This window comes from uncultured Paenibacillus sp., assembly GCF_963515335.1.
Classification (GTDB): domain Bacteria; phylum Bacillota; class Bacilli; order Paenibacillales; family Paenibacillaceae; genus Paenibacillus_I.
This window is the reverse complement of the sequence record NZ_CAUPYC010000055.1, coordinates 1-19,257: the sequence shown is the minus strand read 5'-3', so window position 1 is coordinate 19,257 and position 19,257 is coordinate 1. Positions and strand designations below refer to the sequence as shown.

16 protein-coding genes are annotated in these 19,257 nt (G+C 59.0%); 14 read left to right on the top strand and 2 right to left on the bottom strand.

The window, feature by feature from the left end:
- The first annotated feature begins 24 nt into the window (after positions 1-24).
- The 14 genes from RWM61_RS15530 to RWM61_RS15465 all read left to right on the top strand — a co-directional run bounded on the left by RWM61_RS15530 (position 25) and on the right by RWM61_RS15465 (position 17,288).
- The gene (locus RWM61_RS15530) at positions 25-1,512 is read left to right on the top strand and encodes a sugar ABC transporter ATP-binding protein (RefSeq protein WP_314002391.1); all 1,488 of its coding nucleotides are present in this window, start codon (positions 25-27) and stop codon (positions 1,510-1,512) included.
- Between the two features lie 105 nt (positions 1,513-1,617).
- Positions 1,618-2,535, top strand: a complete 918-nt coding sequence (locus RWM61_RS15525) for an ABC transporter permease (RefSeq protein WP_314002409.1) — start codon at positions 1,618-1,620, stop codon at positions 2,533-2,535.
- A 23-nt stretch (positions 2,536-2,558) separates the two neighbouring features.
- On the top strand, positions 2,559-3,404 hold the full coding sequence (locus RWM61_RS15520) for a sugar phosphate isomerase/epimerase (RefSeq protein ID WP_314002389.1): 846 nt from the start codon (positions 2,559-2,561) through the stop codon (positions 3,402-3,404).
- Between the two features lie 60 nt (positions 3,405-3,464).
- Positions 3,465-4,406, top strand: coding sequence for a substrate-binding domain-containing protein (locus tag RWM61_RS15515; protein ID WP_314002387.1), 942 nt, complete (start codon positions 3,465-3,467; stop codon positions 4,404-4,406).
- A 245-nt stretch (positions 4,407-4,651) separates the two neighbouring features.
- A complete protein-coding gene (gene iolD, locus RWM61_RS15510; protein WP_314002385.1) occupies positions 4,652-6,517 on the top strand; it encodes a 3D-(3,5/4)-trihydroxycyclohexane-1,2-dione acylhydrolase (decyclizing) in 1,866 nt (621 codons plus the stop codon).
- Positions 6,518-6,541: 24 nt separating this feature from the next.
- Positions 6,542-7,450 (top strand): myo-inosose-2 dehydratase, encoded by a 909-nt coding sequence (gene iolE, locus RWM61_RS15505; RefSeq protein ID WP_314002407.1) that lies wholly within the window; start codon positions 6,542-6,544, stop codon positions 7,448-7,450.
- Between the two features lie 6 nt (positions 7,451-7,456).
- A complete protein-coding gene (gene iolC, locus RWM61_RS15500) occupies positions 7,457-8,467 on the top strand; it encodes a 5-dehydro-2-deoxygluconokinase (RefSeq protein WP_314002383.1) in 1,011 nt (336 codons plus the stop codon).
- A gap of 41 nt (positions 8,468-8,508) precedes the next feature.
- Positions 8,509-9,954 carry a CoA-acylating methylmalonate-semialdehyde dehydrogenase gene (locus RWM61_RS15495; protein ID WP_314002381.1) on the top strand — a complete coding sequence of 482 codons (1,446 nt, stop codon included), beginning with the start codon at positions 8,509-8,511 and terminating at the stop codon, positions 9,952-9,954.
- Between the two features lie 42 nt (positions 9,955-9,996).
- Positions 9,997-10,863: a class II fructose-1,6-bisphosphate aldolase gene (fba, locus tag RWM61_RS15490; protein ID WP_314002379.1), complete on the top strand. Its 867-nt coding sequence runs from the start codon at positions 9,997-9,999 to the stop codon at positions 10,861-10,863.
- 18 nt (positions 10,864-10,881) lie between these two features.
- The gene (iolG, locus tag RWM61_RS15485; RefSeq protein WP_314002377.1) at positions 10,882-11,928 is read left to right on the top strand and encodes an inositol 2-dehydrogenase; all 1,047 of its coding nucleotides are present in this window, start codon (positions 10,882-10,884) and stop codon (positions 11,926-11,928) included.
- 15 nt (positions 11,929-11,943) lie between these two features.
- On the top strand, positions 11,944-12,768 hold the full coding sequence (iolB, locus tag RWM61_RS15480; RefSeq protein ID WP_314002375.1) for a 5-deoxy-glucuronate isomerase: 825 nt from the start codon (positions 11,944-11,946) through the stop codon (positions 12,766-12,768).
- 162 nt (positions 12,769-12,930) lie between these two features.
- Complete coding sequence (locus RWM61_RS15475) at positions 12,931-13,956, top strand: LacI family DNA-binding transcriptional regulator (protein WP_314002373.1); 1,026 nt, start codon at positions 12,931-12,933, stop codon at positions 13,954-13,956.
- Positions 13,957-14,383: 427 nt separating this feature from the next.
- Positions 14,384-15,889, top strand: coding sequence for an alpha-N-arabinofuranosidase (locus RWM61_RS15470; RefSeq protein ID WP_314002371.1), 1,506 nt, complete (start codon positions 14,384-14,386; stop codon positions 15,887-15,889).
- 211 nt (positions 15,890-16,100) lie between these two features.
- Positions 16,101-17,288 carry a sn-glycerol-1-phosphate dehydrogenase gene (locus tag RWM61_RS15465; protein ID WP_314002369.1) on the top strand — a complete coding sequence of 396 codons (1,188 nt, stop codon included), beginning with the start codon at positions 16,101-16,103 and terminating at the stop codon, positions 17,286-17,288.
- A 301-nt stretch (positions 17,289-17,589) separates the two neighbouring features.
- Here RWM61_RS15465 and RWM61_RS15460 read toward each other — a convergent pair whose 3' ends face one another.
- A complete protein-coding gene (locus RWM61_RS15460) occupies positions 17,590-18,510 on the bottom strand; it encodes a helix-turn-helix domain-containing protein (RefSeq protein ID WP_314002405.1) in 921 nt (306 codons plus the stop codon).
- Positions 18,511-18,670: 160 nt separating this feature from the next.
- A complete protein-coding gene (locus RWM61_RS15455; RefSeq protein WP_399538774.1) occupies positions 18,671-19,213 on the bottom strand; it encodes an RNA-guided endonuclease TnpB family protein in 543 nt (180 codons plus the stop codon).
- Between the last annotated feature and the right edge of the window lie 44 nt (positions 19,214-19,257).

Genomic DNA, 19,257 nt, shown 5'->3' with positions numbered 1-19,257 from the left:
ACAACCATAAAGGGCGGTGATGACATGGATTCCGAATACATCCTGGAGCTGGACGGCGTAACGAAAGAATTTCCGGGCGTCAAGGCGCTCGATAACATTCGTCTGAAGGTCCGCAAGGGTACCGTCCATGCCCTGATGGGCGAGAACGGCGCCGGCAAATCCACCTTGATGAAAATTATTTTCGGCATCTATACGCCTGACAGCGGAACGATCCGTTACAAGGGCGAGAGCGTCAAGCTGAACGGATCCAGGGATGCGATTCGGCTCGGCATTTCAATGATCCATCAGGAATTGAGCCCGATTCCGCATATGACGGTGGCGGAGAATATTTTTCTGGGGCGCGAAGAGACCAAGGGCTTCGGCTGGATTAACCGCAAGAAGATGGACGAGGAAGCCAGACGGCTGTTCCAGGAATTGAACATGAATATCGACCCGAGAGTAAAAATGGTCGACCTGAGCATCGCGAATATGCAGATGGTCGAAATCGCGACTGCCGTATCCCACAATGCGGATTTGATCATCATGGACGAACCGACCTCCGCGATTACCGAGAAAGAAGTCGAGCAGTTATTCTCCATCATCGCCTCGCTCAAGAAAAAAGGCGTCACGATCATCTATATCTCGCACAAAATGGATGAAATATTCCGCATCAGCGACGATATTACGGTTTTCAGAGACGGACAATACATCGGCACGCAGGCGGCGTCCGATTTGACGCAGGATACGCTTATTCAAATGATGGTCGGCAGGGAAATCAAGCAGGTTTTCCACAAGGAGCCCGCGAGCATTGAGGAAGTCGTGTTATCTGTAAGAAACCTCACGAGGAAGGGGGTATTCGAGGACGTCAGCTTCGAAGTGCGCAAAGGCGAAATACTCGGCATTGCGGGCCTCATGGGTTCGGGGCGCACGGAAGTGATCGAGACGATCTTCGGCATCCATCCGGCGGACTCCGGCGAGATTCATATTAATGGCAAGAAGGTGACGATTAAATCGCCGCAGGATGCGATTCGCCATAAGATCGGGCTCCTTACGGAGGACCGCAAAATTACCGGCGCCTTCCTGCCCCTGTCGGTGAAGGACAACATGATTATTTCCAGCATCGACAACTTCATAAGCAACGGCTACATCAAAGGCAAGCTCGTCAACGACATGTGCAAGGCATTCGTGGAGCGGCTCAACGTCAAAACGCCCAGCCTGAACCAGCAGATCATGAATTTGAGCGGGGGCAACCAGCAGAAGGTGCTGCTCGGCAGATGGCTGATGAACAACCCCGATATCCTTATTCTCGACGAACCCACCCGCGGCATCGACATCGGCGCCAAGGCGGAAATCCATAAGCTGATGTCCAGGCTGGCCCAGACCGGCAAGGCGGTCATCATGATATCGTCGGAGCTGCCCGAGGTGCTCGGCATGAGCGACCGGATCGTGGTCATGCATGAAGGCAGGCGCAAAGGCGAGCTGTCACGGGAGAAAGCTTCCCAAGAGAGCATCATGGAGCTGGCTTACAGCTAACTAATCAAAAGCAGGAGGTATATTATGAGCGCGAAAATCGAAGAAACAACCGGCGGCGGACTCCTGACCGCATATCGGGGCCGTAAAGGCGCCGTCTCGCAGGTAATGAGCAAATTCGGCATGCTGTTCGTCCTGATCGGCATGGTTATCCTCATGTCGTTCCTGTCCGATTCGTTTCTCGTCACCCAGAACCTGATCAATATCGTCAGGCAAATTTCATTTATCGGCATCGTGGCGATGGGCGTCACGATGGTTATCATCACGACCGGCATCGATCTGTCTTCCGGCTCGGTCATCGCATTGGTGTCCGTCGTTGTCGCCAGCATGGCGCAGCCGGGCGAATATCCGCTCATCGTGCCGATCCTGACAGGCCTCGCCATCGGCGCATTCGCGGGCTTCGTCAACGGCTTCATTACGGCGAAGGGGAAAATTCCGGCTTTTATCGCCACGCTCGGCATGATGACCGCCGCGCGCGGACTCGCGCTGCTGTACAGCGGAGGCAGACCGATCGCCAATCTGTCGGAATCGTTCATGTTCATCGGCAAAGGCTCGATTCTCGGCATTCCGTTTCCGATCATCATTTTCATCCTGCTCGGCGTCATCTCGCATTTCCTGCTCAGCAAGACGAAGTTCGGCAAATATACGTATGCGATCGGCGGCAATGAGCAAGCGGCGAAAATCGCGGGCGTGAATGTCGACCGTTACCGCATCATGATCTATGCCTATGCCGGCTTCCTGGCGGCAATCGCGGGGATGATGCTGACGGCGCGGATCAGCTCCGGCCAGCCGAGCATGGGGGTCATGTACGAGCTCGACGCCATCGCGGCGGCCGTCATCGGCGGCACCAGCCTGTCGGGCGGAATCGGAACGATTCCGGGTACGATCATCGGCGCCCTCATCATCGGCGTATTGAACAATGGACTCGACCTGCTGGGGGTTTCCTCGTATTGGCAGCAAATTCTGAAGGGCGGGATCATCGTAACGGCCGTTCTCATCGATTCCAGAAAAAATAAAAGAACATAGCGTTCCAAGCGGAGGAGAAACCGATGAAAATTGCTTTTAATCAGGCCACGACCCTGAACAATTCGAATCTGGAAACCGATCTGGCCTTGTGCGAGAAGCACGGCTACGATTACATCGAGATCCGGCTCGACAAGCTGAAGGAGTATTTGGCGACCCGTTCGGTCTCGGAATTGAAAGACTTTTTCGACCGCAGCCCTATCAAGCCTTACGCCTTCAACGCCTTGGAATATATCAATTTCAGGGACGAGGCGGGCTTCCGTCAAATCAAGGAGGACCTGAACTTTCTGTGCGGCATCGGCAATGTGATCGGCTGCAAAAAAATCGTCGTCGTGCCTACCTTCGACATCGGCGACTATACGCGCGAGGAGATCAAGACGGAAACGGTGCGCGTCCTTCACGAATTGGCGGATATGGCGGAGCCGCATGGGGTCGGTTTGGCGTTTGAGTTCGTCGGCTATCCGAATTGCTCGGTCAACACGTTCGGCCAGGCATACGATATCGTGAAAGCCGCAAACCGGGACAACGTCGGCATCGTGCTGGACTGCTTCCATTTCCATGCGATGAACTCCAGGCTGGAGGATTTGAGGGCGGCCGATCCCGGCAAAATTTTCATTTTCCACATCGACGATTGCGAGGATTTGCCGGCGGGCGCGCTGCGCGACCATCATCGGGTATGGCCGGGCCATGGCGCGGTCGATCTGGAAGCGATTTTGACGACCTTGAAGGAACTGGGTTACTCGGAGATGGTGTCGGTCGAACTGTTCCGTCCCGAATATTGGGGCTGGGAGGCCGAGCGGACGATCAAGACCGGCAAGGAGACGACCGAACGGGTTGTCCGCAGTCATTTTCCGGAGCCACTGACGACGTAAGCCCCAGCCGGCTCGCAGCCGGATAACAACAGGTCGATCGAGGAAGGCGGTTGTCGCAGAGTGTATAGAAAATACGGACCGCTCAAGGCCCAGCCGGAACGGCAAAAAAAAGCTTCCCATGACGCTGCCGACAGGTTCGATTCCGCGCAAACGCTGGGGATTATTTTGCCTGATCTGACCAATCCGTTCTTTGCCGAAATCGCCCGTCATATCGAGGAACGCGCTTATGAGGAGGGGTTCGGCACAATCGTGTGCAGTACGGATCATTTGCCGGAACGGACGGAACGTAGCATCGCGATGCTGCGGCATAACCGGGTGGACGGCGTGATTTTCGCCACCGGTCTCGTGAACGGCGAGATTATCGCGGAATTGATGAGGAAGGTGCCTGTCGTGCTGCTGTCGCGGGATATTCCGACTTTGGCGATTGATTCCGTGCTGGTCGACGATTTTCTGGGCGGCCGAATCGCGGTTCATCATTTGCTGGCGAAGGGGCACCGCCGCATCGCCATCATCGCCGAGGAGAAAAGCGTCACGAGCAGCAACGAGCGAATCCGCGGATACCGGGCGGCGCTGGAGGAGGCGTCATTGTCCTTCAAGCCGGAGCTTGTCGTCCGGGTCGGCGGCGGCCGCGCGGAGCAGGCGGCGCTGGCGGTGGGCGGGCTGCTCGACCGACATTCGGGCATAACGGCCGTTTTCGCATGCAACGATCAATTGGCCGCGGCGGCCATCCAGGCGGCGAACGAGCGCCGGATTTCCGTACCAGATGCTTTATCGGTTATCGGCTTCGATAACACGAGCCGCGCGACGGCGGTATATCCGCCGTTGACCACGATCGCGCAGCCGATGCGGGAGATGGGACGGATGGCGGTCGACCTTCTTTTGAACAAATTGAAGGAGCCCTCGTCCGCAAGACGCAAAATCGTGATGCTGCCCGAGCTCGTTGAACGCTCATCCGTGGCGCGGCCTTCCATGAGCGTCTTTTCGGAGGAGACGGGGACGTGACCGGTTTGCCGGCAACCGTGCGATAACGGCCGCGGCGTTAGCGGCCTTTGTCGCAGCCGGCTGCGTGGGGGAAAGCGCTTCAAAAAATCGTTGCCAAATACAGGCGTTTGGTGTACGATCGAACCATAGATAAAGCGCTTAACCCCCAATGCTTCCGGTCAGAAAGCATTTTTATTGTCACATTGGGTACAGCGCTTAACCTGATGAAATAAACAAAGCATTTTGAAGGAGGCCTGGGTACGGTTATGAAGACGGTTCGATTGACGATGGCGCAAGCGCTGCTGCGGTTTCTGGATGCGCAATATGTATCCGTGGACGGCGTGGAGACGAAATTCGTGCAGGGCGTCATGGGGATTTTCGGTCACGGGAATGTGACCGGCCTCGGAGAGGCGCTGGAGCGCAGCGCGGGCAGTTTGGTTTTCATCCAGGGCAAGAACGAGCAAGGCATCGTGCATGCGGCGGCCGCCTATGCGAAGCAAAGCAACCGGAAGCGGATTTTCGCCTGTACGACATCGATCGGGCCGGGCGCGCTCAATATGGTGACCGCGGCCGCGACGGCGACGGTGAACCGGATCCCCGTCCTGCTGCTTCCCGGCGATAACTTCGCCTCGCGGCAGCCGGACCCGGTTCTGCAGCAGCTGGAGGTAACGAGCGACTACACGATTTCGGCAACCGACCCGTTCAAGCCGGTCAGCAAATACTGGGACCGGATCGTCCGGCCCGAGCAGCTGCTGACGGCGGCGCCGCAGGCGATGAGGGTGCTTGCGGACCCGGCCGAGACCGGGGCGGTCACGCTGGCGCTGCCGCAGGATGTGCAGGCCGAAGCGTACGATTATCCGGTTTCGTTCTTTGACAAAAAAGTGCATTACCTGGACCGCCGTCCTCCGGCGCCCAGCGCGCTGGCGCGCGCGGCCGGGCTGGCTGCCGGCAAGCGGAAGCCGCTCATCATCGCCGGCGGCGGGGTGCTTTACGCCGAAGCGACGGCCGAGCTGGCCGCGTTCGCGGAGGCGTTCAACATTCCGGTTGCGGAGACGCAGGCGGGCAAAAGCTCGCTGCCGTGGAATCACCCGTTGAACGTCGGCGCAATCGGCGTGACCGGCACGCTTGCCGCCAACCTGTTGGCGCGGGAGGCGGACCTGATCATCGGCGTCGGCACGCGCTACTCCGATTTTACGACATCGTCCAAATCGGCGTTCGGCCATCCGGAAGTGCAGTTCCTGAACATTAACGTGTGCGCGTTTGACTCGTCGAAGCTGAACGGCGCCGCGCTGACGGCGGACGCCCGAGAAGGCTTGAAGGCGCTGCATGCCGCGCTGGCGGACGTTTCTTACAAGAGCGGGCATGACGACGCGCAGATCAAGGCGTTGCGCAAGCAATGGGAAGACGAGGTCGACCGCCTGTATACCGAGGAGCACGAAGCCGGCTTCTCGCAAACGCGCGCGCTCGGCGCCATCCAGGAGGCGATCGACCCGTCGGCCGTCGTCGTATGCGCCGCGGGCAGCCTTCCCGGCGACCTGCACCGCTTGTGGAGACCGGAGCAGCCGAAGACGTACCACATGGAATACGGCTTCTCCTGCATGGGCTATGAGATTTCGGGCGCGTTCGGCGCCGCTCTGGCCGAGCCGGACCGCGAAGTGTACGCGATCGTCGGCGACGGCAGCTACCTGATGCTGCATTCCGAGCTGGTTACCAGCCTGCAGGAAGGCCGCAAAATTACAATTCTTCTGTTCGACAACCACGGATTTCAATGCATTCACAACCTGCAGCGCGGACACGGCAGCGACGGCTTCGGCAACGAGTTCCGCTACCGCTCGCAGGAGACGGGCCGGCTGACCGGCGGCTATCTGCCGATCGATTTTGCGGCTCATGCGCGCAGTCTGGGAGCGAAGGCCTACAAGGCGGAGAACGCGGAGCAGCTGGCGGAGGCGATCCGGCGGGCGCGCGGCGAAACGGTCACGACGCTGATCGAAATTCCGGTATTGGCCGGCACGAATACGTCGGGTTATGAATCGTGGTGGAACGTCGGCGTGCCGCAGGTGTCCGTCAGCGAGAAGGTCGTAAAGGCGGGCGTCGAGATGCAGGAGCGGATAAGCGCCGTCAGCTTGCGTTAAGAGAGGGGAACAGGACGAATGACAATGGAACAACTTCCTTTCAAGCTCGGCATTCATCCGATCAACTGGATCGGAGAGGACGTTCGGGAGCACGGCGCCGACACGACGTTCGAGCAGATCGTGGACGACATCCGGCGATTGGGCCTGACCGGCACGGAGATGGGGCGCAAATATCCGACCGATCCGGCCGTCCTGAAGGCGGAGCTGGGCAAGCGCGGCATTCAGCTGACCTCCCAGTGGAAATCGGTGCTTTTCTCCGATCCGGCCTGCCGGGAAGAGGAGCTGCGGGCGTACCGCAAGCATGTCGAGTTTTTGCGCGAAATGGGCAGCACCGTCATCAGTACTTGCGAGGTCGGAGGCTCGCTTCACTTCGATCCGCGGCGCACGCCGAACGAGAAGGAAGTGCTCAGGCTCGACGAGGCGAGCTGGGCGAGCCTGGCCGAAGGGCTGAACGCGGCCGGCGCGATCGCCCGCGAGTACGGCTTGAAGCTGACATATCATCATCACGGCGGGACGGTGGTGGAGCGGCCGGAGGAGATCGACCGGCTCATGGCGAAGACCGATCCGGAGCTGGTTTACCTGCTGTTCGACTCGGGGCACGCGTATTACGGCGGCGCCGATCCGGTCGCCGTTTTGCGCAAGCATTACGATCGTGTCGCTTACGTGCATTTGAAGGATATCCGTCCGCAGGTGCTGCAAGAGGCCCGCGCGGAGAACGCCGATTTCGTCACCTGCATCCGCAAAGGCGTGTTCACGGTACCCGGAGACGGCTGCATCGACTTCGCCCCGATTTTCCGGGAGCTGGTCGAACGGGGCTACGACGGCTGGGCGATGCTCGAGGGCGAGCAGGATCCGGCCGAGCATCCGGCCTATGAATACGCCCGCAACGCGCTTATTTACATCGAATCGCTTATCACGAAGGAAAGAAGGTAACGCGACATGACCTATGTCCAATTCCCGCAGCACAGGCCCATCGATTTTGTGGCGATCGGACGGCTGTGCATCGACCTGAACGCGAACGAAATCAACCGTCCGATGGAGGAAACGTCGACGTTCACCAAATATGTCGGCGGCTCGCCGGCCAACATTACGATCGGGCTGTCGCGGCTCGGGAAGAAGACCGCCTTCATCGGCAAAATCGCCGACGACCAGATGGGCCGCTTCATCGCGGATTATCTGCGCCGCGACGGCATCGATACGTCGAACGTCGTGACGGACCGGACCGGCGCGGTGACGGGCCTGGCGTTCACTGAAATCAAAAGCCCGACGGACTGCAGCATTCTCATGTACCGCGACAATGTCGCGGACTTGAAGCTGACGCCCGGCGAGGTAAGCGAAGAGCTGGTCGCGAACGCGAAAATGCTGCTCATCTCCGGGACGGCGCTGGCGCAGAGCCCGTCGCGCGAAGCGGTGTTCCAGGCGCTGCACTACGCCAAGCGGCACGGCACGGTCGTCGCGTTCGACCTCGACTACCGGGCTTATACCTGGAAGTCGGACGAGGAGACGGCGGTTTACTACAACCTGGCCGCCGAGAAGTGCGACATTATTCTCGGCACGCGCGAGGAGTTCGACATGATGGAGGTGTTCGACCGCAATCCGGACCGGAGCGACAGCGTGACGGCGAACAAGTGGTTCGATTACAGCGCTCAGATCGTCATTATCAAGCACGGCAAGGAAGGCTCGATCGCTTACACCAGGGACGGGAAGCAGCACCGCGCGAACAGCTATCCGGCCAAGGTGGTCAAAACGTTCGGCGCCGGCGACTCTTACGCGGCCGGCTTCCTGTACGGCGTCATGGAGGGCTGGCCGCTCGAGGACAGCATGTCGTTCGGCAGCGCCTCCGCCTGCATCGTTATTTCGAGCCACAGCTGCTCGGACGCCATGCCGACCGCGGACGTGGTGCACGACTATATCGCCCGCTGCGAGCGCGGTGAAATTACGGTATCCTGACCCGAACAGACGGGATCGGAATGAAAGGGGAACATTTTACGATGGCTACAGTGTTGAGAAATTGGATCGGCGGCGAATGGACGGCGTCGTCCGCAACCGCAACGGATCCGGTGTACAATCCGGCGACGGAGGAGGTGATCGCGGAGGTGCCTTTGTCCTCGAAGGCCGATGTCGACCGCGCGGTGCAAAACGCCAGGAAGGCTTTCACGTCCTGGAGCCGCACGCCGGTGCCGAAGCGCGCGCGCATCCTGTTCAAGTACCAGCAGTTGCTCGTCGACCAATGGGAAGAGCTCGCGAGGCTGATCACGCAGGAGAACGGCAAAAGCTACGGCGAAGCGTACGGCGAAGTGCAGCGCGGCATCGAATGCGTCGAGTTCGCCGCGGGCGCGCCCAGCCTGATGATGGGCAAGCAGCTGCCCGACATCGCCTCCAACCTCGAATCCGGCATGTACCGTTATCCGGTCGGCGTCGTAGCCGGCATTACGCCGTTCAATTTCCCGATGATGGTGCCTTGCTGGATGTTCCCGCTCGCGATCGCCTGCGGCAACACGTTCGTGCTGAAGCCTTCGGAGCGGACGCCGCTGCTCGCGAACCGGCTGGCCGAGCTGTTCAAGGAAGCCGGGCTGCCGGACGGCGTGCTGAATATCGTGCACGGGGCGCATGACGTGGTGAACGGCATTCTCGAGCATCCGGACATCCGGGCGGTGTCGTTCGTCGGCTCGCAGCCGGTGGCGGAGTATGTGTACAAAACCGCTTCCGCCCACGGCAAAAGGGTGCAGGCGCTGGCCGGCGCCAAAAATCACTCGATCGTCATGCCGGACGCCGATCTGAACCTGACGGTGAAGGAAATTATCAACGCCGCCTTCGGCTCGGCCGGCGAGCGCTGCATGGCCTGTTCGGTGGTGGTCGCGGTCGGGGAAATCGGCGACGGGTTGGTTGCCAAGCTGAAGGAAGCGGCCGACCGGATCACGATCGGCAACGGAGCGGAGGAGGGCGTATTCCTGGGCCCCGTTATCCGCGGACCGCATAAGGATCGGACGGTGATGTACATCGAAACCGGCGAGCGCGAGGGCGCGCTGCTGCTGCGTGACGGCCGCAAGGACGCCGCATGCGACGGCAGCGGCTACTTCGTCGGGCCGACGATTTTTGACGGTGTCGGGACGGATATGGCGATCTGGAAGGACGAGATTTTCGCGCCGGTGCTGTCGGTCGTGCGCGCCGATTCGTTGGAGGAAGCGATCGAAATCTCGAACCGTTCCGACTTCGCGAACGGCGCATGCATCTTTACCAAGAGCGGCAGCGCGGTCCGGCAGTTCCGCGAAACGATCGATGCCGGCATGCTCGGCGTCAACCTGGGCGTGCCCGCGCCGATGGCATTCTTCCCGTTCTCGGGCTGGAAAAAGTCGTTCTACGGCGATCTGCATGCGAACGGCACGGACGGCGTTGAATTTTATACCCGTAAAAAAATGGTCACCGCGCGCTGGTAATCAGCCGGTTCGGGTCATAAGGCCGAAGGAGTGGAAGGGTTCATGGCGCTGGTGTCCATGACGGAAATGCTGAACGAGGCGGCGGCGGGCGGTTACGCCGTCGGCCAGTTCAACCTGAATAATCTGGAGTTTACGCAGGCGATTCTGCAGGCGGCGGAGGAGGAAGGGTCGCCGGTCATACTCGGCGTCAGCGAGGCTTACATCCCGTATATGGGCGGGCTGCCGTGCATCGCGGGCATGGTGAACGCGCTGATCGACCATTACGGCATTACGGTGCCGGTCGCTTTGCATCTCGATCACGGCTCGACCTACGAAGTCTGCATCCGGGCGCTGAAGGCGGGGTTCACCTCCGTCATGATCGACGCATCCCACCATCCGCTGGAGGAGAACATTGTGATCACGCGGAAGGTGACGGAGGCGGCGCATGTGCTGGGCGCCTCGGTCGAGGCGGAGCTCGGCCGCATTACCGGGCGCGAGGACGATCTGGTCGTCGACGAGGCCGATGGTATGTACGCCGTCCCGGAGGAGTGCGTGCGGCTGGTGCGCCAGACGGGCATCGACTGTCTGGCTCCCGCGCTCGGCTCGGTTCATGGGCCGTACCGCGGGCAGCCGAAGCTCGGCTTCGACCGGATGGGGGAAATCCGGCGGCTGACCGGCCTGCCGCTCGTGCTGCACGGCGGAAGCGGGCTTCCGGACGAGGAAATCCGGCAGGCGATCTCGCTCGGCACGGCCAAGATCAACGTCAACACCGATAACCAGATGTCCTGCACGGCGGCAATCCGGGCTTACCTGGAGGAGCATTCGGCGGCATACGATCCGCGGAGCTATCTGGGACCGGCGCGGGAGGCCGTCAAAGCGGCGGTCAAGGAAAAAATGCGATTGTTCGGCAGCACACATAAAGCAGGATAAAGCGGGAGGCAGGAGCTAATGGAGAAACTCAGAATCGGAATCATCGGCGCGGGCCGCATCGGCAAAATTCACGCCGACAATTTGCTTCGTCTTCCGGAAGCGCAAATCGTCGCGGTCAGCGACCTGTTCGCAGGCCCTGAGCTGGAAGCCTGGGCGGCGGAGCGCGGCATCGGAACGGTAACGAAGGACAGCAATGAGATTATCGGCAACCCGAACATCGACGCCGTCTTTGTGTGCTCGACAACGGATACGCACGTGCCGCTGATCAAGCAGGCGGCGCAGGCGGACAAGCATATTTTCTGCGAGAAGCCGGTCAGCATGGACATCCGGCAGACGGAGGAAGCGATCGAGGCGGTCCGCAAGGCGGGCGTCAAGCTGCAGATCGGCTTCAACCGCCGCTTCGACCATAACTTCAAGCGGCTGCGCGAGCATGTGCAGGCCGGAACGATCGGTGATCCGCATATCGTGCGCATTACTTCGCGCGACCCGAATCCGCCGAGCCCGGAATACATCAAGGTGTCGGGCGGGCTTTTCATGGATATGATGATTCACGATTTCGATATCGCCCGCTTCCTGTCCGGCAGCGAGATCGAGGAAGTATATGCGCAGGGCGGCGTGCTGATCGATCCGGTGTTCGCTCAATACGGCGATGTGGACACGGCGATCGTCACGCTGAAATTCGCAAACGGCGCGCTCGGCGTCATCGAGAACAGCCGCAAGGCGGTTTACGGCTACGACCAGCGCATCGAGGTGTTCGGCTCCAAGGGCAGCGCGGCCGTGTCGAACGATCATCCGAACACGGCGGAGATCAGCACGGCCGAAGGCATTATGCGCGACAAGCCGCTGCATTTTTTCCTGGAGCGCTACAACGAGGCTTATGTCGAGGAGACCCGCATGTTCGTGCGCAGCGTGCTGCACGGTGAGCCGCTGCCGGTTGACGGCAGCGACGGCATGCAGGCCGAACGGATCGCGCTGGCCGCGAAGCTGTCGCTGCATCTCGGACGTCCGGTCAAAATCGCGGAAGCGGTCGAGCTGGCGGCCGCGCAGCCGGCGGGAACATTTTAGGAGGGGGAAGGCATTGTGGCCGAATTGATTGTAAAGCCGGAACGGACGCCCGGCGCGGACGGGACGCTGCTGCATATTACGCCGGAGTCCGCGGGCTGGACTTATGTCGGGTTCCGCGTCGTCAGGCTCGAAGAGGGGCATGCGTTCGGTCAGACAACGGGCGGCAACGAGGTTTGTCTCATGCTGCTGAGCGGCAGAGCGGACGTCCGGACGAAGCGGCGCGAGTGGAAGGGCATCGGGCAGCGGATGAGCGTGTTCGAACGGACGCCGCCTTACTCCGTATACGTGCCGAACGACGATGAGTATGAAGTGGCGGCATTGACGGCCGTCGAGCTGGCGGTCTGCGAGGCGCCGGGGCTCGGAAACCATGAGGCGCGCTTGATTGCGCCCGAGCATGTCGGCGTCGAGACGCGGGGATACGGCAATATCGAACGTCAGATCCATAACATTCTGCCCGAGACGGAACCGGCCGACAGCCTGCTGGTCGTCGAGGTGTTCACCCCGAACGGCCATTGGTCGAGCTATCCGCCCCACAAGCATGACCGCGACGCGCTGCCGGACGAATCGCTGCTGGAGGAGACGTATTATTTCCGTGTGCAGCCGGAGCGGGGCTTCGCCGTGCAGCGGGTATACACCGACGACCGCTCGCTCGACGAAACGCTTGTTGTGAAGGACGGCGAGGCCGTGCTGGTGCCTAAAGGCTACCATCCCGTGTCCGCGCCGCCCGGATACGATTGTTATTATTTGAACGTGATGGCCGGTCCTCGCCGGGTGTGGAAGTTCCATAACGATCCCGATCATGCGTGGATCATGACGAAGCCGCAAACGCAAACGACGTAAACGCAAACGTAAGGCGCAAACGCAGACGTAAATGCAACGTAAACGGCGTGAACGGGAATGTGAGGTTGCAACTTCCAGGCCGTCTATTCATAATGAAAAGACAACGGATTCCCGGGCGGGGCGCATGGATCCTCCGAGACAGTGGAAGAGGCGGTGGTCGCGATGAAGGCAACCATATACGATGTGGCGCGGGAGGCCGGCGTTTCGATCGCCGCCGTCTCCCAGGTCATCAACGGCAAGGGCAAAATCAGCGAGGAGCGGCGGAATGAGATATTTGCCGTTATGGAGAGGCTCGATTACAAGCCGAGCGTAATCGCCGCCGCGTTGACGGGCAAAAAGACGTACACGTTCGGCCTGCTGATCCCGGATATATCGAATCCCTTTTTTGCCGAAATTGCGCGGGCGGTGGAGGATCGAGGGCATCAGCTCGGCTATTCGATCTTCATCTGCAGCACGGACAACAACGACGAGCGGGTGGAGCGGTATTTGTCGGTTCTTCAGCAGAAAAGCGTCGACGGCATCATTGTCGGCACGGGGATGGACCACCGCGACATGCTGCAGCCGGTTCTTCGCAAGTCGATGCCGGTCGTGCTCGTCGCGCGGGAGCTTCCTGGTCTGAACGTCGACACGGTCGTCATCGACGATTATGCCGGCGGCTACCTGGCCGGCGGCCATTTGGCCGGTCTCGGGCACAAACGGATCGCCGTGCTCGCCGAAAGCGCCAAGCTGGTGAGCAGCCGGGAGCGCATTCGCGGCTTTCGCGAGGCCTGTGAGGAAGCCGGGCTGGAATGGGATGAATCGCTCGTTCGCACCAACGGCGCCGATCTGGTGAAGGACGGCAGGCGCAACGCAACCGATTGGCTGGCGGGTGACAATCGCCCGACCGCGATCTTTTGCTGCAACGACCTGCTGGCAATCGGGGCGCTTCAGGCGGCCAAGGAACGGGGCCTCCGCATTCCGGCCGACCTGTCGATCGTCGGCTTCGACAATACGATTCTGGCGACGGCGACCGACCCGCCGCTCACGACAGTCGCGCAGCCGACGGGCCGGATGGGCGAGCTGGCGGTCGATCTGCTGCTCGAACAGGAGGGCTCGCGCCGGGAAAGTCCGCGCCGGGCCGTGCTCGCGCCCGAGCTCGTTTTGCGGGAATCGACCGCGGCTTTGCGGGGTAAAGCTCCTATCAAATAAGTGCAATGCAAGAGGTATAGACGCCCTCATTCGGCCGATTGGCTGCGTGAGGGCGTTTTTGTGCCGTCGCGGAAGCAGGGCGCTCAGATGCAGCCTGCAAGCCGGAAAAACCGGCCAGAAGACGAGAAAAAGGGCAATTTAGAAAAAACGTCGGAATCCGCCATTAAACGTGTGCGGAGGCAGCGAAAGTTAGGAGTAACGTCGGAATCCGGCATTAATTCGACCGCTGCCAATCGGTAGGCGCGATCGGGAAACGTCCGGAGTGCGGTAATGAAACCGAGAAAGCGATAATCCTTTATCCAACGAGGGATGCGCTGTGAAAAAGAAATTCACTCTTGCGTAAACGTATACATTCGTTTATAGTAAGACTTATATTAATAATTTAATTATGTAATTTATATTTTAATTAACTGGAGGAAATCAAGGCATGGCTGACAAAGCGAAATTGATTGTCGACAAGGATTTTGCGATCGGAGAAATCGACGACCGTCTCTACGGGTCGTTTATCGAGCATTTGGGGCGCGCGGTTTACGGCGGCATTTACGAGCCGGGACATCCGGAGGCGGATGAACACGGCTTCCGCACGGACGTGCTGCAGCTCGTGCAAGAGCTGAAGGTGCCGATCGTCCGTTACCCGGGCGGTAATTTCGTCTCCGGTTACAATTGGGAAGATTCGGTCGGTCCGAAGGAAGACCGCAAGCGGCGGCTCGAACTGGCTTGGCGCGTCATCGAGACCAATGCCTTCGGTTTCAACGAATTCGTCGATTGGGCAAAAAAGGCGAAGACCGACGTCATGATGGCCGTCAATCTCGGCACGCGCGGCACGGACGAAGCGCGCAATATCGTCGAATACAGCAACCATCCGGGCGGCGCCTATTGGAGCGATCTTCGCCGCAAGCACGGCTACGAGCAGCCGCACAATATCAAAGTGTGGTGCCTGGGCAATGAAATGGACGGTCCGTGGCAGATCGGCCACAAGAATGCCGTCGAATACGGCCGTGCGTCGCTGGAGGCCGCCAAGGTGATGAAATGGGTCGATCCGACCATTGAGTTGGTCGCCTGCGGAAGCTCCCATCGGAACATGCCTACCTTTGCGGAATGGGAGGCGACTGTTCTCGATCATACCTATGATCATGTCGAATACCTGTCTCTCCATCAATATTACGGCAATCATGAGAACGATACGCCGACTTTCCTGGCGCGCTCGGTTGAGATGGACGATTTCATCGGCTCCGTTATCGCTACGTGCGATTACGTCAAGGCGAAGAAACGCAGCAAGAAGAAAATGCTCCTGTCGTTCGACGAGTGGAACGTCTGGTATCACTCCAATGCGGCTGACAGAGTCATGGAACCGTGGCAAGAGGCACCTCCGCAGCTTGAGGATATCTATAACCACGAGGATGCCCTGCTTGTCGGCTGCATGCTGATCAGTATGCTCAAGCATGCCGACCGCGTCAAAATCGGCTGCCTGGCACAGCTCGTGAACGTAATCGCGCCGATCATGACGTCGGGTGGCGGCGGAGCGTGGCGGCAAACGATTTTTTATCCGTTCCTGCACGCCTCGCTTTACGGCCGAGGCAAGGCGCTTGTACCGCTCGCGACGTCGCCCAAATACGACACGAAGCAGATTACGGACGTGCCGTACGTAGAAACGATCGCCGTCCATAACGAGGCACAGGGCGAAGTAACGGTGTTTGCCGTGAACCGTCACCTGGAAGCCGAGCTCCCGTTCGAGATCGATCTGCGGAGCTTCGGTAGCTGCAGCGTGCTTGAGCATATCGTATTGCAGCACGACGACCTGAAGGCGGTCAATACGGAAGCGAATCCCGACAACGTCAAGCCGCATAAGGGCGGCAATGCGGCGGTCGACGGTACGACCGTGCACGCATCGCTTGCCAAAGCTTCCTGGAACGTCATCCGACTCAAAGTGTAGCCGTCCACATTAACCGTTTGAGAAGCGAGAGCCGTTCGTCCCGTGTGGACCTCAGCGGCTCTCTTTTTTCACCCTATCGGAAAAAGTGTCCTGATCTCGAAGGATATCGGAAAAATTTTTCTCAAAGCAGCGAGCCGGCGTGTTGACAAATGATCGCAAGCAAAGGGACAATGTTACTTGTAAGTACAAGTGGGAGCGGAGGGAAATTCTAATGACGGATGTATTGCAATCGATTAGAAATACGGCGAAGCGCATGAACGAGCCGCTCGACGAATCGGTGTTCCCCGAACGGTTGTCGGTAGAGGCGGGGGCGATCGCACAGGTGGCGCCGTATTTGCGGGACAGGGGCGACGAGCGAATCTCGATCGTATGCGACCTAACGACGTTTGAGGCGGCCGGAGCGCGTCTGCTTGGTGACGCAAAGGCTGCGGGACTCGCGGCGGAAGTGACGATCGTAAATCCGAACGCGCAGGGCGACGTGGTGGCGGACGAAGCGTCGATCATGCAGGTCATTCTCGATATTCAGCGGACGAAGGCGGATATTGCGGTGGCGGCAGGATCGGGCACGATTCATGATATCGTCCGTTTTGCCGCATATACGACCGGCATTCCGTTCGTATCGGTACCGACAGCCCCGTCGGTCGACGGGTTTACCTCCAAGGGAGCGCCGATTCTGGTGCGCGGCGAGAAGATTACATTGCCTGCAATCGGGCCGGTCGCGCTCTTTGCGGACATCTCGATCCTGCGCGCGGCACCGGCGCCGTTGATCGCGGCGGGCTTCGGAGACATGCTCGGCAAATATACGTCCCTGTTCGACTGGACGTTCGGCCATTTGGCCGGCGGCGAGCCTTATTCTCCGCTAGCGGCCGAATTGACGCAGCAAGCGTTGACGGCATGTGTAGAGAACGCGGATGCGATCGGCGGGAGCACCGAAGAAGGCGTTACGATTCTGATCGACGCATTGATCCAATCCGGGATTGCAATGCTTTTATTCGGCCAGTCACATCCGGCATCGGGCGCCGAGCATCATTTGTCTCACTATTGGGAAATGGCGTTTGTGCGGGAAGGCCGCAGGCAGCTTCTTCACGGCGCCAAGGTCGGCGTCGCATGCACATTGATCGCTGCGCTGTATCATCGGATCGGCACGGGCGGCTTGCCCGCCGCGGTCGGTGCCGCCGAACGGCGGCATGCGATCGAATCGCATTGGAACGAGATTCAGGCTGCGATCAGCCGGATCCCGGGGGAAAGCCGGCTGAGGGAGTTGATTCGCACGGCCGGCGGGCCTTCAACGCTGGAGGAGCTCGGCGTGGAGCGTGAGTTGGCGGATCGAAGCTTGCAGGAAGCCCATCGGGTTCGACTTAACCGGTTCACCTTGCTGCGTGTCATAAACGAAGGTTGATCAAAAAAACATAGGTACAAACGGCCGTATCCGACAGGGATACGGCTATTTATGTTCATGAGTTCAGAACAAGATGAGTAACGGGCGGACTTCGCCTCTTACATAAAAAACAGTTCATCAGCGGCGCCTGGTACATTTACTTCGCTGCGGCGCGTACGGCGGAAACCAGCGACGGGCTGTTCGATCACATCCGTCGCCGTTCTCAAGCTCGTTCCGAAAGCTTAACAGATACAAAAATGAACCAGCACCCGTTAACATTCGGTGCTGGTTCATTTTTTCGTTCCGTGCGGAGGCGACGACCTTATCGCTCGGCTTTTTCATAGTACAGCTTGAACAGCAGGTCCTGGTTGTAATTGCCGAAGCCGGAGCCGAACAGCGTCAGGCCCCCGACATTTTCCGCATCCTCCAATACCGCAATCCGGAACGACCACTGCTTCCGTTTGATATCCACCTGACCGATCGTAATGTCCGATAACTGCCGGCCGTCGATAAACGTGCCCTGGCGGTTGATTTTGAGCACCTTCAGCAAGCCGTATTGATTGATCTCGTTCCACCACCAATCCGGCGTGTACTTGCCGCGGCTGCCGCCGCCGAAGTCTCCGGGGCTCGTCCAGGTGCCGACCTTGACACCGTTGAGAATAAACGAGATGTCCGAGGGCCAATTATCGTTGGCGAACGGCGCTTCCGATGATATTTCCATCGACACCTCAAGCTCGACGGGCTCTTCGCCCTTCATGAGAAAGTTCGGCACCTTATACTCGACGAAGCCTTGCGCGAGCCACAATATTTTCGCGTTGACACGCTCAGGGTCGAGGAAGTAACGGGGCTCGTCGAAAATGCCGATCACCTTCTCGGTCGTCGCCAGGCCGCAGGTCGGTTCGATATCGAAATCGGTATAATGGCCGACAGATACCTCCGTCAGATGATAGTCGCGCGGTGTTGCTTCCTCCTTCGACGGAAAGGCGATCTCGATATAATCGGTGACGAGCGAGCACACCTTCTTCGCGCCGCCGCGGCTGGAAACCATCGTTGCGCGGATAATGCCCGCTTTCTCGAGCTTTTTCACGTGCATCGTCATAATGGCGCTGCTGAGGCCGACCGCTTCCGCAAGCTCCTTGATGTTCATTTCTTTCTTGGCCAGCAATTGGATGACCCGGATTCGAACATCGCTGGCCAACGCTTCATAGACCGGGAGCCATTTCTCGGTAACGTCGATTTTCATTGTTCCGTTGCCAAGAAATTGTACAAGTCTGCACAAGTCTTGTTTGCTTCCTGCTTCGACGTGTCCGCTTTTGCCGGAGCTACTCGCGTTTGGTATAACACTCCACAGGCGTAAATTCGGATGCAACGAATCCTACATATTAGCGATAAACGTTCAAGTGTCAGATCGCCAATTTCGATAGGTTGAAAGCCGCGTTCAAGCCGCGGTCAATCGCAAGTCCGCAATGACATTCAAGTCCTCCATACACAACGGCGTTCGGCTTGGTTTTCGCTATCGCGCTTGTTGCTTGGTGAATGTGATTGGTACGGATATTCGTCAGTTTCCGGTGAAGCAAACGGATAGACTTTTCGACTTTTACAAGGTTGCGTGTCTTGACGAAACGGTTTCCCTCCTTGTTCATTTCGTATTTGCGGGAAGACTTGCGCTGCAACCTGCGCAAACGCTTCTCCGTCTTTCTTATGACGGAAGACTTGTTGATGTTTTTGAATATCATCCCGTTGCTGCATACGGCCAATTCCTTAACGCCTACATCAATGCCGATGACTTCTCCGGTCGGTTCCGGTTTTTCCGTTTTCTGCTCGATGCCGACAGATACGTACCAGTACTTGCCGTCCAACGATACATGCGGATTGCTGTATTTATCCGATTTGGGAAATGGTTCATTCGTTTGCACCCACCCGATCTTTTCGAGATAGACAACCATGCCGCTGACGCGGCACCATCAGAAGGATGAAAATGGGTCAGCGT

Excerpts from the sequence above, each read along its gene's own strand:
- iolE (WP_314002407.1), top strand. The coding sequence starts at position 6,542 with ATGGAACAACTTCCTTTCAAGCTCGGCATTCATCCGATCAACTGGATC.
- RWM61_RS15525 (WP_314002409.1), top strand. The coding sequence starts at position 1,618 with ATGAGCAAATTCGGCATGCTGTTCGTCCTGATCGGCATGGTTATCCTC.
- iolG (WP_314002377.1), top strand. The coding sequence starts at position 10,882 with ATGGAGAAACTCAGAATCGGAATCATCGGCGCGGGCCGCATCGGCAAA.
- RWM61_RS15530 (WP_314002391.1), top strand. The coding sequence starts at position 25 with ATGGATTCCGAATACATCCTGGAGCTGGACGGCGTAACGAAAGAATTT.
- RWM61_RS15470 (WP_314002371.1), top strand. The coding sequence starts at position 14,384 with ATGGCTGACAAAGCGAAATTGATTGTCGACAAGGATTTTGCGATCGGA.
- RWM61_RS15465 (WP_314002369.1), top strand. The coding sequence starts at position 16,101 with ATGACGGATGTATTGCAATCGATTAGAAATACGGCGAAGCGCATGAAC.
- RWM61_RS15455 (WP_399538774.1), bottom strand. The coding sequence starts at position 19,213 with ATGGTTGTCTATCTCGAAAAGATCGGGTGGGTGCAAACGAATGAACCA.
- iolC (WP_314002383.1), top strand. The coding sequence starts at position 7,457 with ATGACCTATGTCCAATTCCCGCAGCACAGGCCCATCGATTTTGTGGCG.
- iolD (WP_314002385.1), top strand. The coding sequence starts at position 4,652 with ATGAAGACGGTTCGATTGACGATGGCGCAAGCGCTGCTGCGGTTTCTG.
- fba (WP_314002379.1), top strand. The coding sequence starts at position 9,997 with ATGGCGCTGGTGTCCATGACGGAAATGCTGAACGAGGCGGCGGCGGGC.
- RWM61_RS15460 (WP_314002405.1), bottom strand. The coding sequence starts at position 18,510 with ATGAAAATCGACGTTACCGAGAAATGGCTCCCGGTCTATGAAGCGTTG.
- RWM61_RS15475 (WP_314002373.1), top strand. The coding sequence starts at position 12,931 with ATGAAGGCAACCATATACGATGTGGCGCGGGAGGCCGGCGTTTCGATC.
- RWM61_RS15520 (WP_314002389.1), top strand. The coding sequence starts at position 2,559 with ATGAAAATTGCTTTTAATCAGGCCACGACCCTGAACAATTCGAATCTG.
- RWM61_RS15495 (WP_314002381.1), top strand. The coding sequence starts at position 8,509 with ATGGCTACAGTGTTGAGAAATTGGATCGGCGGCGAATGGACGGCGTCG.